Origin of the sequence: Borreliella valaisiana VS116 (assembly GCF_000170955.2) — a bacterium.
In the GTDB taxonomy this organism is placed as follows: Bacteria; Spirochaetota; Spirochaetia; order Borreliales; family Borreliaceae; genus Borreliella; species Borreliella valaisiana.
The window spans coordinates 93478-108826 of the sequence record NZ_ABCY02000001.1; the positions used below are offsets into that span (position 1 = coordinate 93478).

Annotated in this window: 15 protein-coding genes; 2 read left to right on the plus strand and 13 right to left on the minus strand. The window is 28.1% G+C overall.

All coding sequences use genetic code 11. From position 1 onward, the window contains the following. Positions 1 to 6 precede the first annotated feature (6 nt). From BVAVS116_RS00460 to murI, 6 genes are all read right to left on the minus strand, one after another. The gene (locus tag BVAVS116_RS00460) at positions 7 to 552 is read right to left on the minus strand and encodes a hypothetical protein (protein WP_006068258.1); all 546 of its coding nucleotides are present in this window, start codon (positions 550 to 552) and stop codon (positions 7 to 9) included. A 9-nt stretch (positions 553 to 561) separates the two neighbouring features. Continuing rightward, positions 562 to 1161: a V-type ATP synthase subunit E gene (locus BVAVS116_RS00465; RefSeq protein ID WP_006068551.1), complete on the minus strand. Its 600-nt coding sequence runs from the start codon at positions 1159 to 1161 to the stop codon at positions 562 to 564. Positions 1162 to 1351: 190 nt separating this feature from the next. Further along, entirely contained in the window at positions 1352 to 1738 is a 387-nt protein-coding gene (locus BVAVS116_RS00470; protein ID WP_006068400.1) for a hypothetical protein, read from the minus strand. A gap of 5 nt (positions 1739 to 1743) precedes the next feature. After that, positions 1744 to 4080 (minus strand): endonuclease MutS2, encoded by a 2337-nt coding sequence (locus tag BVAVS116_RS00475; RefSeq protein WP_006068539.1) that lies wholly within the window; start codon positions 4078 to 4080, stop codon positions 1744 to 1746. Next, entirely contained in the window at positions 4070 to 4993 is a 924-nt protein-coding gene (rsgA, locus tag BVAVS116_RS00480) for a ribosome small subunit-dependent GTPase A (RefSeq protein WP_006068987.1), read from the minus strand. The genes BVAVS116_RS00475 and rsgA overlap by 11 nt, the downstream gene beginning before the upstream one ends. Next, a complete protein-coding gene (gene murI, locus BVAVS116_RS00485) occupies positions 4990 to 5772 on the minus strand; it encodes a glutamate racemase (protein WP_006068926.1) in 783 nt (260 codons plus the stop codon). The genes rsgA and murI overlap by 4 nt, the downstream gene beginning before the upstream one ends. 163 nt (positions 5773 to 5935) lie before the next feature. Here murI and asnS point away from each other — a divergent pair, with 163 nt between their 5' ends. Then, the gene (asnS, locus tag BVAVS116_RS00490) at positions 5936 to 7324 is read left to right on the plus strand and encodes an asparagine--tRNA ligase (protein WP_006068606.1); all 1389 of its coding nucleotides are present in this window, start codon (positions 5936 to 5938) and stop codon (positions 7322 to 7324) included. 22 nt (positions 7325 to 7346) lie between these two features. Further along, positions 7347 to 7856, plus strand: coding sequence for a hypothetical protein (locus BVAVS116_RS00495; protein WP_006068887.1), 510 nt, complete (start codon positions 7347 to 7349; stop codon positions 7854 to 7856). Here the strand turns inward: BVAVS116_RS00495 and BVAVS116_RS00500 are convergent. The 7 genes from BVAVS116_RS00500 to BVAVS116_RS00530 all read right to left on the minus strand — a co-directional run bounded on the left by BVAVS116_RS00500 (position 7853) and on the right by BVAVS116_RS00530 (position 15276). Next, positions 7853 to 8446, minus strand: a complete 594-nt coding sequence (locus BVAVS116_RS00500) for a phosphoribosyltransferase (RefSeq protein ID WP_006068415.1) — start codon at positions 8444 to 8446, stop codon at positions 7853 to 7855. The two genes, BVAVS116_RS00495 and BVAVS116_RS00500, sit on opposite strands and share 4 nt — an antisense overlap. 181 nt (positions 8447 to 8627) lie before the next feature. After that, positions 8628 to 10055 (minus strand): DegQ family serine endoprotease HtrA, encoded by a 1428-nt coding sequence (gene htrA, locus BVAVS116_RS00505; RefSeq protein ID WP_006068583.1) that lies wholly within the window; start codon positions 10053 to 10055, stop codon positions 8628 to 8630. A 66-nt stretch (positions 10056 to 10121) separates the two neighbouring features. Continuing rightward, positions 10122 to 10877, minus strand: coding sequence for a type I methionyl aminopeptidase (gene map, locus BVAVS116_RS00510; RefSeq protein WP_006068661.1), 756 nt, complete (start codon positions 10875 to 10877; stop codon positions 10122 to 10124). After that, positions 10870 to 12537: a tetratricopeptide repeat protein gene (locus BVAVS116_RS00515; RefSeq protein ID WP_006068961.1), complete on the minus strand. Its 1668-nt coding sequence runs from the start codon at positions 12535 to 12537 to the stop codon at positions 10870 to 10872. Before BVAVS116_RS00515 ends, map begins: the two co-directional genes overlap by 8 nt. Continuing rightward, complete coding sequence (gene nusB / locus BVAVS116_RS00520) at positions 12524 to 12952, minus strand: transcription antitermination factor NusB (RefSeq protein ID WP_040351358.1); 429 nt, start codon at positions 12950 to 12952, stop codon at positions 12524 to 12526. Before nusB ends, BVAVS116_RS00515 begins: the two co-directional genes overlap by 14 nt. Positions 12953 to 12992: 40 nt before the next feature. Next, positions 12993 to 14003, minus strand: a complete 1011-nt coding sequence (locus BVAVS116_RS00525) for a peptidylprolyl isomerase (protein WP_006068801.1) — start codon at positions 14001 to 14003, stop codon at positions 12993 to 12995. Between the two features lie 79 nt (positions 14004 to 14082). Next, a complete protein-coding gene (locus BVAVS116_RS00530; RefSeq protein ID WP_006068929.1) occupies positions 14083 to 15276 on the minus strand; it encodes an acetyl-CoA C-acyltransferase in 1194 nt (397 codons plus the stop codon). Positions 15277 to 15349 lie beyond the last annotated feature (73 nt).

Consider the following 15349-nt stretch of genomic DNA (forward strand, 5'->3'; position numbering starts at 1 on the left):
CCTTTTCTAAACTTTTTGATTGGTTTTATCAATTAAATTTTGACAAATATTGTCAAAATTTTGAATACCCAGTTTTTCTTTAAATAAATTATGTCTTAAAAATAACCTTAACTTTAAAAAGTAAATTATTACTTTCTCAAAATCAAATTCATGCCCAACTTCAAGATCAGTCAAAAATTGCCACTTAAGAAGGTCAAAACCCAATTCTATTTCAAAAGAATTTTCTTTTAAGCAAATATTTTTCAAAATATTCAGATAATAACTAGAGAAATAAGAAGATTCTATATAAATATCCTTAGATAGCCCAAACTTTTCTGCCCTTAAAGCTGCAAGTGTATATCTTATTGTATCTTCAAAATCAAGAAAAAGATCAACAGATCTTGATTTACCCTTATCTACCCTAAATTCTAGCAACCCTTTTAAAAAATTGAAGTCTTTTTTGCTTAAAGAAATTTCGACATTACTTAAAAAATCTGAAACGTTATAATCTTTTAAAGATTTTAAATCAATATAAGGTAAAGAAGATAAAACATAATAATATGAATCCAACACAAAAGTCTCCTAGACCACTTTTATAACTTCCTTAAATCTTGGATTAAGATAATCAAAAAGAATGTCTGCAATAGTTTCCACTGAAAAATCATAATACAAACCAATATTCTTTTTTTGAATCTTAAAACCTTTATTTATACCTTTAAAAGGCTTAATTTCTATTCCTTCTTTAAGCTTATTTTTAAGTTTTAGTCTTAATATCTGTTCTAAGCTAGAAAAATCAGATTCATTTAATTGAATAACTAATTTTTCTTCTTTAAGCCAAGAATCCGTTATTTTAATTATAAGCTCTGCTAAGAAATTATTATCACTAAAAACTTCCGTCACATTATCTTTTAGAGTATTTTCAAAAAGAGATTTAAGATTCTTCTCAACGCCAATAATTAAGTCTCTGATTGCTTGCCTAGAAGCTTCAAGAGCATGACTTTTATAGTCATTAACCTCTTTTTCTGATTTTGCCTTTAATACTCTAGCAGCTTCTTCTGCTTTAGCAACTATTTCTTCTGCCTCTCTTTTAGCCTTCAAAATAATATCATTAGATACTCTCTCGGCTTCTTCAAGACCATCTTTTTTAATTTTATTTATCAGATCCTTTACTTCAAATTGCATTAAAACTCCTTGACACATATAACATCAAATACTAACTTAACACTTATTAGTAAACAAAACTTTAAAAAAGCATACAATAAATTCTTAATACCAAAAATTTAATAATATTAATGAGGTATATCAAATTAGCACACTAATACTTTTTTTGAAAAAGTATATTTATTCTCAATTAATAGAAATAATACAACCATTAAAAAAATGGGCCAACAATTTTATAAACATTACCATCAAGCACTATATCGAGATTTTTACTTGGAAATTTATTTTTAAGCCCCTCTCTAAAGATTTCAATACCTCTTCTATTTATCTTATCCCAAAATTCACTATCAACAAAATTTAAAGTTAATATTTCAATAATAATCAAATAACCCCTTCCAAACTTAGATCCATAGCCTGATGTAAAAGTTGTTGTAACACTAAAAAGACCATCCAATAGGCCGTTTGCAGCCTTGCCCCTAAAAGGTCTATTGGGATGAATATCGTACGAACTACCAAATTCATCTTCAAGCACAAAATCAACATCAAGACAAATGTGAAACAATACATTTTCAAATTCATTAAATTTTTCTATATTCACTTAAATTAAATCTCAACTATAGTTTTTCCAGCCCCCCCATCACTAGGATGAGCAAAATAATATTTTTTAACAAACTTCAACTCTTTTAACAATTTGTGAACTTCCCTCATAAGATGACCCTCCCCTTTTCCATGAATAATCTCGAATTTATTAATGCCATTTAATATAATATTATCTATTTTCTTATTCAAAAAGTCTAGAGCATCAACAGCCCTCATACCCCTAATATCAACGGTAAAACTTAACGGGCTTTCCTTATTATAATCAATTGAGAAGCTAAAATTTTTACCACCTTCTTTTTTCTGGTCTATAACGTTCTCCAAAGATATCTCTGAGCTAGAAACGCTAACATTAAAAGCACCCACATTAACAATAATCTTCTTTTTAGACATCCCAACTATTCTTCCTTTCGCATTAGAATTAACTATTCTAACCCTGTCACCTATTTTAAAATCTCTCAACATATTTCTCTTATTGTTAAGAGAATCTACTTTATTTAACTTGAGATCTAAATTTTTTTCCAAATCTGATATAAAAGCTTTATTTTTTGAAACATCAATATTACCCTCTTTTATTTCCCTAACTAAATTTTCCAAAATTTTTCTTGAATTTTTTAAAAATTCATTCTGCTCATTTAAAAGCTCTATTTCAATATTTTTTTCTTTTAATAAAAGATTTTGATAAATATTTTCTATTTCTTTTTCTTGCAATTCTATTTGGATTAATTTTTTATCCATGCTTTCTTTAATTGAAAGTAAATTTTTCTCTTTCTCTATTAATCTTTCTAAAATTTTATTAACTTCTGTTTTTTGGGATGAATAAATTTCATTAGCACGAATTACTATACTACTGTCAATCAAAACCTTACTAGCAACATTAAACGCATAACTTTCACCAGGAATAGAAAAAATTAAATTATAATTGGGTTGCATTGTCTCTAAATCCATACGCATAGAAGCATTAACAACGCCCTCATGAGTATATGCAAAATATTTAAGAGCATTATAATGAGTTGATATTAAAACATAAGAATTAATATCAATTAAATATTCAAGAATTGAAATAGCAAGCGCCTGCCCTTGATCAATGTCTGTTCCTGAGCAAAATTCATCAAATATTACAAGACTATTTTTTGTAGCATGTTTTAAAATATAGGAAATATTACTCATATGACTTGAAAAAGTTGAAAGAGAATTAGAAATTGACTGCTCATCGCCAATGTCAATAAAAATGTTATCAAAAATTTTAAAAGTACTAGACTCACCAACAACAATAGGAATCCCAAATTGGAACATTGCACTAAGTAGCCCAATTGTCTTTAAAGTTACCGTTTTTCCACCAGCATTAGGTCCAGTAATAATTACAACACGACTTTCAGCAGGAGTAAAAGTTATTACCTTTGGATCCTTTAACAAAGGATGATGTGCATCAAAAATATTTAATACATCTGAGATCTCAGGAAATATTCCTTTAGTTTTGATTCCATAAATTGCTCGTGCTTTTAAAGAATCATAATACAAAAAATTATTATAAAGATTATCTAAAAGAACAATGTTGCTATGAACTTTACCAGAAAGATTCTGTAAAATTTTTAAAATTATTCTTTTTTTTTCTAAATTCAAATAATTTAACCTATTATTATCATTTACAATATCATTTGGTTCAATATAAAACGTTTCACCTGATGACGAAACAGAAATAATATTTCCCTTAATTTTACCTTTAAAATTAGACTTAAGAGCAAGAGTATGTTTATTCGATTTATAATAAACAAAATTAGAAGCCAAATATTCTATATTTAAGCTAATTATTCTTTTTATCTGATTTTCAACTCGTCTATTTAAATTTTTAATTTCAAATTCAACCGAATCATATTCTTTTATAACGCCACTTTTCAATTCAAGAGCATCGAAATCTATATATTCTTTCAATTCACTAAGCAATTTTTTTAACTCTGGACTTAAAAATAATAAATCGGTTAAAATTTGAACATCAAAATGTTTGGTATCACTATTTTTATGCAAAAATAAATTTATTTTCAAAACTTCATCTAAAAACCCTACAATATCTCTTAAATCTTCAATAGAAACTCTTGAATTTTCTTTTGATAACAATGACATGGAATATTCCAAGCTATTTATAAAAGAGTTTGGATATCCTTTACAACTCTCAAAAAGCATTCTAATGAGATTTACAAAGGAAAACATTTTCTCTAAACTTTCTCTTGTTTTTAATATTTTTTGATTATTTAGTAAATTAACAGTGTCCGGATTAGAAACGTATTCAGATACTAAAGATAAAATTTCATAAAAATCAATATTTTTTAAATATTTATCTTGCATAATTTTTATAATTTTTAAGCTCTGATAAAATCTTTAAATAGCTTTCGTATCTAAGCTTAGAAATACCATTACCTAAAGAACTCATAACAAAACAACCGGGTTCGCAAACATGTAAGCAAGATTTATATTTACAAAAACTAGCAAAATTTTCAAACTCTTTAAAATAATACTTAAGATTCTCAAAAGGCAATGTTTCAACTCCAAACTCTTTTATTCCGGGAGTATCAACTATTATTCCGCTCTCAGAATGAAATGATATTGAATAAACAGTAGTATGTTTTCCTCTAGAATACCTATTTGAAATTTCATTTACTGATTGCGAAGCTCTTGAATCAATCAAATTTATTAAAGAAGATTTACCAACACCAGATTGGCCAATAAAAGAAGTTCTTGAATTTCTTAAAACCTCTTTTATTTCCTTAATGCCCTCAAAAGTTTTAACGGAAGTTTTTAAAACCTTGTATCCTAGATTTTTATAAATTTCAGAAAATTCTTCAACCCTTTGGCTTATTCCTTTATCAATTTTATTAATAACAATAACGGGAACAATGTCTTGCTCTTCTGCAACAACAATAACTCTGTCAATAAAAAAATTTTTCATCTCAGGAAAGTTGGCAGAATTTATAATCAAAACATTATCAATATTAGAAACAATTGTTTGTCTAAGATCTGCTTTTTTGTTATAACGCCAAAGAATATTTTTCCTGTTTAACCGCTTATCAATATATACCTTGCGAGAACCATAAATATACCCCAAGACTATATCTCCTGGAACTAAAGGACTGTACTCTTTACAACCTGTTTCTAATACCTTACCTTTAAAAATTCCTTCATAAATTAATTTACTACTAAGTTCTAAAACAGAATATATATTATTAACTCCCCAAATAACTTCAAATTCAAGATAATTCAAATTATCATTCCTTTAAAGTGGAGATTATATTTTTTGCAAAAATTTTGATAAAAAGTCAAATTTTCATTTTTAGTTAAGTAAAACTCATCTACAAAATTAACATCATTTTTATGATAGTTACCTTTACATTCAAAAAAATTTATTGATCTAATAAGGCTTTGCACCACTAATTCACGATTTTCATAAACAGGAATTTTTAAAAAATCTTCTATCATTGCCTTAAGATGCAAATAATGGGTACACCCAAGAAAAACAATTTCTCTACCGGTGTGTACAACTTCAAATTTTAAAGCTTCCAAACATCTAAGAGCGTCTTTTCTGAACTTTTCCCCATATTCAACAAAATTAACAAGCTCGCCAGCAGCTTTTACAATCAAGTCATCATGTATATTTACTTGATCCTTAACAAATTTGCTTTCAAGGGTAGTATTTGTTGCTATCAAAAGAACTTTTTTTAAAGCAAGCTCTGAAACTGAACTTACCTCTGGCAAAGTATAGATCACCGGAAAAACAAAATTTAACTTATTGTATACACTAACAGAAATTGTATTGCAAGCCAAAACTAATGCGATAATATTATAGATTTTTTTAAGTTTCTCAATTAAAAACAAAACTGATTGTAAAAGATAGTCTGAGCTCTTTTCTCCATAAGGAAAATTTTTATTATCGGCAACATAAACATATTGGTAACCCTCTATTTTACTTTTAATATATTTAAAATAAGAAAGTCCCCCTATTCCCGAATCAAAAACAATTATTACTTCTTTGAAATTTTTCATTACAAAATAATAATCACCTCTAAAAAGTAAAGTATAAATATTAATAAGGTTAATTTCAAGAATTAAAAAAATAAAAATTGTTGAATGTTTTTTTTAAAAAAAGTTTTAAGCTATAATAAAATTGATTTAACAATATTAATAAGTATTTAGGATGATAAATAAAATGTTTGCAAGCATTAAAGATATTTTAGAAAATCCAATTTTAAACAGTAATGTTACAATAAACGGTTGGATCAGAACTACAAGAAGTAATGGTAAGATTGGATTTATAGAAATTAATGATGGCTCAACACTTAAGGGCATTCAAGCTGTAATAAACGAAGAAGAAAATCAATTTAGTGAAAAAGACCTAAAAAAACTAACAACAGGGGCAAGTATATCGTTAACGGGCCTATTAGTAGAAAGTCCTGCAAAAGGACAAAATTATGAAATAAAAACATATAGTTTTAATGTAATCGGAGATACAGATCCAAAAACTTATCCATTACAAAAAAAAAGACATACTTTTGAATTTTTAAGAGAAATACCTCATTTAAGAATACGAACCAATACATTTGGAGCTATTGCTAGGGTAAGAAATAAAATTTCATACAAAATTCATGAATATTTTCAAAAAAATGGGTTTTTTTATATTAACACACCAATAATTACATCAAATGATGGGGAAGGTGCGGGGGAAATGTTTAGAGTTTCCACACTAAAATTTAATAAACCAAACAATTCACTTAGCAATATTGATTTTAAAGACGATTTTTTTGGAAAAGAGGCTTTCCTCTCAGTCACCGGTCAATTGCACGGAGAAGCATACGCAATGGCTTTATCTAAAATATATACATTTGGCCCAACATTTAGAGCAGAAAATTCCAACACCACACGTCACGCTTCAGAATTTTGGATGATAGAACCAGAAATGGCTTTTTACAAACTTAACGACAATATTATCCTAGCAGAAAATCTTTTAAAATATCTTTTAAGTTCAATTTTAAACGAATGCTCGCAAGATATGGATTTTTTAGAAAATTACATTGAAAAAGGTTTAATTAAAAAACTAGAAAACGTAATAAATTCAAATTTTGAGGTTATTACCTATACTAAAGCAATTGAAATTCTTGAAAAATCAAAAAAAAATTTTGAAATAAAACCTTACTGGGGAATAGATTTGCAAACAGATCACGAGAGATACTTAACAGAAGAGACTTTTAAAAAACCAGTAGTGATTATTGATTATCCAAAAAATTTCAAAGCATTTTACATGAAAATAAACAAAGACAATAAAACCGTTAAAGGAATGGACATACTTGTTCCAAGAATTGGAGAGATTATAGGAGGAAGCGAAAGAGAAGATAACTTACAAAAATTAGAAAATAGAATAAAAGAATTAAATCTAAACATTGAGCATCTAAACTGGTATCTTGATCTAAGAAGATTTGGCTCCACTCCTCATTCTGGTTTTGGACTTGGACTTGAAAGATTGGTACAATACTCAACAGGAATATCTAATATAAGAGATTCAATACCATTCCCAAGGACTCCTAAAAACCTTTATTTTTAATCAACAGAAAGGAAACAAGGAAATGAGATTAACAAAACTCTACGGATTAATATTACTCTTTCTTTTTGCAACAAGAATATTTCCAGTAAAAGATGAAAAATTCAACAATAAATTAGAATTATTTTCAAACGTAGAAACAAAAATAAAAAAGAAATCTAAGACTTACGCTCCAAATTCAAACCTCAAAAATACCCAAAAAGAATCGATTTTAAAAGATACAAAAAATACAAATTCCAATATATACATACAAAAATCAAAAAAAATTAATTACCCTGACAGGAATTTAAACAATAACATCAATCAAAAAACTGCAAATAATGGGGGTTATATAACAAATCATTATGTTAAAGTTTATCCTAGCTATCAAAATGATAACTTTGAGGCAATTACAAATATTAATAAATTTTCAGTTAAAAATGAAAAAACTCATGCGCTAATCGGCCCAATATTAAAGGATAACCTAGGAATAATAATTAAAATATTAAAAACAAAAGGATATACTTTAATAGAATATATAGAGGACAATAATTAAGATTTATTTTTTGCCAAAAACTTTAAAACCTCATTAAGCTCATCATCTATATATTTAAAACTATTCTTATATTCACTTTCATTCAATCCTGTCAACTCATGATTTCCATAATGAATCCACGTATTTAATTCTTCTTGGCTAGAATATTTATTAACATAATAATCGGGAATATAATCTACAAATCCATGATCCTTATAATCATAAACTGCTATTTTAACATTTTTATTATCTATACCCTTTTTTAAAACTTCACCTCTTAAATAAACAATAGTACGACCTGTATCAAAAATATCATCAACAAATAAAACTTTATCGCCTGCCCTTAAATATTTTGGATCATAAGTCCAACCATCTATCATTATTTTTTTTTGCTCATTAAAAATATCATAAGATCTAGCAACAACAGCCGCATATAAAAGAGGTTTATCTACTTTTACAAATTTAAAAAATTCGCTAATAATATTACCAAGATAGGCCCCTCCCCTCAAAGAGACATACATAATATCTGGAATAAAACCATCTTTATAAATTTTATAAGCAAGCTTAAACCCATTAATTCTTATCTCCTCATAAGAAACATATTTTTTCATAATTCAAACTTATTCCTTTCTATAACAATAAATTTTATTTTGATTAAAAATTTTATTCAAAAAATAAATACACAAATATTTGCACAAAATAAATACATTACAATCTAAAACAAAGCTTAACAAATTATACATAAAACAAAAAAGGGTTAAGATCAAACTCTTAACCCAAAACTAAAATTTACTAAAACGAAATTTTAAAAGAATCGTTTCCTCTTAAAATTTTATAAGTATTTTTTCCAATCTCAAGAGCATCATAAAATTCTCTTAAATTAGAAACACTTTTTGAATTTACAGAAATAATTACATCTCCTGATTTCATCTTAATACTTGATGCTAAATTTTTATCAATATAATCAACAACAACACCTTTAATCCAATTTCTTAAATTAAGCTGAGCTTTAATATCCTCAACTAATGGATACACAACAAAGCCTGGAAGCATTTTTGAAGAAGAAAGTTCTTTATCCTTAGGTCTAACAGCAAGAGTAATCTCAATATTTTTTTTGACATTACCCCCCCTTAAAACTTCTACATTTACTTTCTCACCAGCATAAAAATCACTAATATATGATGTGACGTCTTGAAACACACTCATGGAAACCCCATTAACCTTCACAATAATGTCGCCCGCTCTAAGCCCTGACTTAATAGCAGGTGAACCTGGATAAAGAGAGGCAATAATTGCCGCTGAAACATCACTACCTTCAACTCCTAAGCTTTTTAGCACTTCAGAATCTCTTGTCTTTAACGGATAAAAAGAAATTCCAAGCCATGCTGATTCAATTTTTTTACCTTTAAGGAAAAAATCTACAGTACTTTTAATATTGTTAACAGGAATTGCAAAACCTAACCCAATATTTCCACCAGAATTTGAAGCTATCCAAGCGTTAATTCCAATAACTTCGCCTTTTATATTTACAAGAGGACCGCCTGAATTACCTCTGTTGATTGCAGCATCAGTTTGAATAAATAAATTTCTTGATTGTAAATTAGGATTTGCAGAACGTTGCAATCCACTTACAATACCCGCTGTAACTGTAAAACTAAATTGGAAAGGACTACCTACTGCCATAACCCAATCGCCTATTTCAAGCTTATCACTATCTCCAAGATCAGCTACTTTAATAGTTGCATCATCACTTTCAAAGCTAATAAGAGCAATATCTTTTTTTTCATCTTTGCCAATTAACTTAGCCTTGTGCTTTTTCTTATCATAAGATACAACTTCAAGTTCGGTTGCCTTATCTACTACATGACTATTTGTAACCACATAAAATAATGATTTTTTTTGGGAATCTCTACCAATTATTACTCCAGACCCTGCCCAATTGCTTTTTCTCTCAGAATCAAATTCTGGCATATCAAAAAAGAAAAATGGAATAGGGAAACTCTGCTTAATTACCCCTGTTGCATGAACTTCTACAGACGATGGTAAAATTTTCTTGGAAACTTCTCTAAAAGAATCTTGCAAAGCTTGTACTGTATTGTCTTTTTCCTCTGCAAAAACAATGTTACTTCTATTAGAATCTAAATAATGCATTCCAATAAAAAACCCAATACCCAAAGCCAAAAAACTGAGAATAAATCCAGAAAAAAACTTTTTTTCCACTTTTATAACCTCCAAATAATTACTTAATTTTATAAACAAAATTTTAATATTTGATTAATTTAAAATTTAAACCTCACTTAAAATTAAAGGCAATCCATCAACAACAGCAACAGTGTGTTCAAAATGTGCAGAATAACTAAGATCAGATGCAAAAACAGTCCAACCATCACTTTTTATTGAAACCTTATGCCCTTTTAAGTTTACCATAGGCTCAATAGCCAAAACCATACCCTCTTGAATTCTAATATTTTTAAAAAAAGGGGCATAATAATTTGGCACACTTGGTTCTTCGTGAAGTTGAAATCCAACACCATGCCCCGTATATTCTCTAACTATTCCAAAACCAAATGGTTTTATATATTCTTCTATTGCTTTTGATATATTTAAAATTCTATTTCCCACTTTCATCTCAGCAATGCCTTTGTAAAGTGCAGTATTTGTAACTTCTAAAAGTTTGTCGATACTAGAATCCACATTTCCCACTTTAAAAGTCTTTGCCATATCGCTATAAAACCCATCAAGAATAACTCCACAATCAATACTAACAATATCTCCATCAGCTAGCTTTCTTTTTCCGGGAATACCGTGAATAACCTCTTCATTAACAGATGCACAAATAGTACCCTTAAACCCATGATATCCTTTAAAAGCGGGCTTAGCTCTATTTTTAATAATAAAATCATAGGCTATCAAATCAAGTTCCTTGGTGCTAATACCAGGAACAATATTTCTTTCGACTTCTAACAAAGTAAGCGCTAACAAGCTAGCTGAAGCTTTTATTTTTTTAATCTCATCTTTAGATTTCAATCTCAGTTTAGTCAAAATTTAACTTCCTTTCTCTAAGTGTATCTATCATATTTTTATAAAGCCTTCCTTCATCAGTTTCGTAAAAAGAATAAGAAGCTAAAATAGCTTCTTTGCCTTTTTCCATTTTACCCAAATAAAGATAATTAATACCTTGCTTTAAGTAAATTCTTGATACAAGTTCAAGCTCATAACGAGTACTAGCATCTTTATCATAAAAACTGCTAGGTAATAAAGATATGACTTCATTAAAATATCTTTCTGCTTCTTTATAATTTTTTTCAGAAAAGCTCAAAACTCCAAGATTATAATAACTTCCAAACATATATTTTTGAGCTTTATTATCAAGAATTACCCTTTTTGCACTAATAAAATCTCTTTTAAGAAAATAATAATAAAATTTATAAAAATCATACCAATCTTGCTTATTCTCAGAAAAACTATAAATTCTAAAAAATAAATCCAAGTCCTTTAAATCTGAATAAAGCAACAAATTCCAAGCCAAAAATTGAGCAATATTAGAATTGTACTCTGTTTTGTAAAATATTCGCCACAAATAAGATTTTTTTGCCTCATACTCAGAATTTGCATAATTTAATGCAAAATAAATTTTAAAAAATAAAGGATCTTCTTTGTAATTAGCTATAATTTCATTAGCTTTAGAATAATTTTTAATTCTAAAGTAGATGTTTGCTAAATAATAACTTATTATCTTATTGTCTTTAAATACCTCATTAGCCTTATTTAAATAAGAAATTGCTCTTTTAGAATCATTTTCATTATTAGCTATAAGTGCAAGATTTAAATAAACAAGAACATTATAATCAGGAAATTTTGTATAAAGCTTTAAATATTCATTTTTAGCATTCTTAACATCTCCTTTTTTAAAATAAGCATCAGCAAGCAAAAAAAGTAAAGTGGGGTCATTTCCATTTTCAATGAACTTAAGATTGGAAATTGTAAAATCTAAATCATTAAGATTGTAAGAAATATATGCAAGCTCTTTGAAAAAGTTTTTGTCTTCTTTAATTTTAGAAAGTATGCGCTTGGCAGCCTCCATGTTTTTTTTCTCTATATACAAAAGCATTGCATTTACTAAAAATGCATTATTTTTAAGGTTTAAACCGATCTCTTCAAAAACACTAGCATCCTTTTCTCTATAGATTTTATCAATAAATTTATTAAAATCTAAAATCTGATTATCTGCACTTAAATTTTTAATAAAAACTTCATTATAAAGACCCCGATATTCTTCACTATCTAAAAGATAGTTATTTGCAATTTTGTAAGCGTCTTTTAAAGACCCAATTTTAAGTTTAGAATAAACTTCTAAAGCTCTCAGCTTCAAATTACCCGGCAAAGCTTTAACACTAAGATCTACTATATCCCCCATAAGACGAAAGTCGCCCGTATTTAAAGCCCAAACCTTAGCCCTTTTAATAAGAGCTAGCCATTTAAATTCAGTATTAGCATAATATGATGAAAATTGTATTGCTTTTTTAGCACCAGCAAATTTTTTTCTATCAATATAAAAATCAATTTCTATAATAAGCTTGCTAAAATCTTTTTCACCCTTAAAAAAATATAAAATATTGGGATTGAAATAGAAATAAAAACCACCTAAAAAACCCGTTAATAAGAATAATAAAATGAACACTAAAGTTTTATTTTTTTTCAATACAATTCTCCATATTTTTCAATAAAGCATCAAGTATGCCATTTATAAATTTGTAAGAGTTTTTACTGCCATATTTTTTGGCAATCAAAATTGCCTCATCAATTACAGCACGCTTTGAATTTTCAAAATTTTGGAACTTCAAAGAATAGACGCCCATTCTAAGTATTGCAAGATCAACCTTATCCATTCGATCTAAGGACCAATTCAAAGAAATATCTCTAATCAAGTTATCAATATGTTCTAAATTATTAAAGGTACCATTTACTAAAGAAGAATAAAACGACTTAATAGATTCATTTTCTATATCTAACCCTTTATCCTCAATATTAAAAATATCAAAAATGTCGTCCATTGCGCTTTGATTAATATCGATACTATAAATCTTTTGAAAAGCCAAAACTCTAACTTCATGCATTAAATCCATACCCAAAAAATTATCTAAATAAAAATATGTTTTATTTTAGACTAGAATCCAAAATTTGTATATTTGCAGACTTATTAAGCTTACCATACACATCTTGCTGCACTTGAACAACAATTTGCTGTTGTTGAACATTAATCATGTTATTTCTTATTGCATCTTTAACAATCAAATCTGTAGTAGGCGATACTTTATCATTCAAGCCTAAAAATCTCTGAGCATATTTTTCCGTAACTTTAATAATATGAAATCCTTCCTTTGAAGCAATAGGCGAAGATATATCGCCCTTATTAAAATTAAAAACCTCTTTCATAAAATCAGCCCCAAGAAGATTTTGAGCATTTTGATCGCCCCTTGACAAAAAACCAAGATCTCCATTTTTGGCTTTAGAAGACTCATCATTTGAATATTTTCTTACAGCTTCTTCAAAAGTAATTTTTTTTGATCTTATTTGGCTTAAAATATTTTTTGCTTGATCTAAAACATCTGATCTTTTTTTATCTTTAGTAGAAAAAAATACATGACTAACTCTTGCAATATCGGGATTTACAAATTTAGTTTTATTGGCCTCATAATACTCAATAATTTCTTTCTCGCTAGGAGTTTTGACTTCAGAAAACTTAGGCTGAGCTTGCTTTAAAACAAGTTTTTGAGAAGACAGAGATCTTTTCATTGAAGACAAAAGCTCTCCCCAATTTGTACCTTGTTTTTCTATCATCTGCTTTATTTGCTCATCAGTAAGATTTACAAGTCCAAATTGAGTTCTAATTGTTTGCATAACCTCATCATCTGAAATTTTAATTCCTTGTTTTGAAGCCTCTTGACTAAAAAGAACATCTGCTATTAAAACTTGCAAAACTTGCTTTTTCTCAGCAACAGTCAAATCTCGTCCTTGGGTCTTTTTAAATATATCAACCTTAGAGTCAAAACCGGTTTTAGTAATAATTTCATTTTTATATAAATTAATAATAGCAACGGGAGTATTTTGGGCAAAAGAGTTAATCCCTACAGTTCCTAATATTATCAAAAATAAAAAACTCTTCATAACATAACCTCTTATTAAAGAATCACTTACACACTAATTTAACAAAATTTTACATTTAAATCTAGTTAATAAAATATTTTCATCTATACAAAAAACTAGAAATTCCTTGCCCGCCACCAATACAAACAGATGCTATTCCTTTTGTTTTATTTTTCATTTTCATAGAACGAGAAAGTGTTAATAAAATTCTTGAACCACTAACTGCAAATGGATGCCCCAAAGCAATAGCTCCGCCATTTACATTAATAATATCGCTAGTTATATTGTATTTTTTAAACAAAGTCTTTTCAACACTTAATGCTTGAGCTGCAAATGCCTCATTCACCTCAATCAAATCTATTTCTCTAGGATTTAAATTTAATTTACTAATAATACCTTCAATAGCAACATAAGCTCCAAAACCCATATAAAGCGGATCAAGCCCCACACTTTTAAATCCTCCAATATAAGCTAATGGCTTTACCTCTAAGCTTTTTACTTTATCCTCATTTGCTAAAATCAAAAAACAAGCCCCATCATTCAAACTAGAAGAATTTCCAGCGGTTATTGTGCCGGATTCTTTAAAAACAGGATTAAGAGATGCTAGCTTATTTAGAGTTAAATTATCTCTTATTTCTTCATCACTTGAGACAACTCTACTAGAATTAGTCTTTTTATCAAAAACAGTCAAAGGATAAATTTCATCTTCAAAATATCCAAGTTCTCTTGCCTTTAATGCCTTTAAATGAGAATTATATGCAAATGCATCTTGCATCTCTCTTGTTATTTTATATTTTTCTGAAAGATTTTCAGCTGTAAGTCCCATGGAAATAAAATTTAAAGAATCTATTAAGGCATCTTTTTGGATTGAATCTTCAAGTCCAAAATTACCAAATTTAAGACCATCAAATCTAATCTTTCTGGGTAATAAATAAGGAGAATTGGTCAAATCTTCCACTCCTCCAGCTAAAACAATATCATTGTCTCCAAGAACAATAGAATTAAATGCAAGCTCCAAAGCTTTAAGACCAGAACCACAAACTTTGTTAACACTAAATGCAGGCACACTGTCGCCCAAACCAGACTTTAAAGCAATTTGCCTTGCAACATTTTGACCAAGTCCCGCAGATATTACATTTCCAATAATAACCTCATCCACTTTGCATAACTTATTTCTTCCAAGTAAAGCTTTAACAACTTTTGAAGATTCATCAATAATATTTAAACCCCTAAAAGAACCTCCAAATTTGGCATTAGGTGTTCTAAGTCCATCAATAATAGCTACCTTTTTCATTACAACTACTCCTTAAAGTCTTAGCAAGCTTCATTGAATTATACAATAGCTAGCTATAAAAACTAAGTTTATT

Bases quoted from the DNA above. Each gene is read 5' to 3' on its own strand.
- BVAVS116_RS00465 (WP_006068551.1), bottom strand. From the start codon at position 1,161: ATGCAATTTGAAGTAAAGGATCTGATAAATAAAATTAAAAAAGATGGT.
- BVAVS116_RS00475 (WP_006068539.1), bottom strand. From the start codon at position 4,080: ATGCAAGATAAATATTTAAAAAATATTGATTTTTATGAAATTTTATCT.
- murI (WP_006068926.1), bottom strand. From the start codon at position 5,772: ATGAAAAATTTCAAAGAAGTAATAATTGTTTTTGATTCGGGAATAGGG.
- asnS (WP_006068606.1), top strand. From the start codon at position 5,936: ATGTTTGCAAGCATTAAAGATATTTTAGAAAATCCAATTTTAAACAGT.
- BVAVS116_RS00495 (WP_006068887.1), top strand. From the start codon at position 7,347: ATGAGATTAACAAAACTCTACGGATTAATATTACTCTTTCTTTTTGCA.
- BVAVS116_RS00500 (WP_006068415.1), bottom strand. From the start codon at position 8,446: ATGAAAAAATATGTTTCTTATGAGGAGATAAGAATTAATGGGTTTAAG.
- nusB (WP_040351358.1), bottom strand. From the start codon at position 12,952: ATGCATGAAGTTAGAGTTTTGGCTTTTCAAAAGATTTATAGTATCGAT.
- BVAVS116_RS00525 (WP_006068801.1), bottom strand. From the start codon at position 14,003: ATGAAGAGTTTTTTATTTTTGATAATATTAGGAACTGTAGGGATTAAC.
- BVAVS116_RS00530 (WP_006068929.1), bottom strand. From the start codon at position 15,276: ATGAAAAAGGTAGCTATTATTGATGGACTTAGAACACCTAATGCCAAA.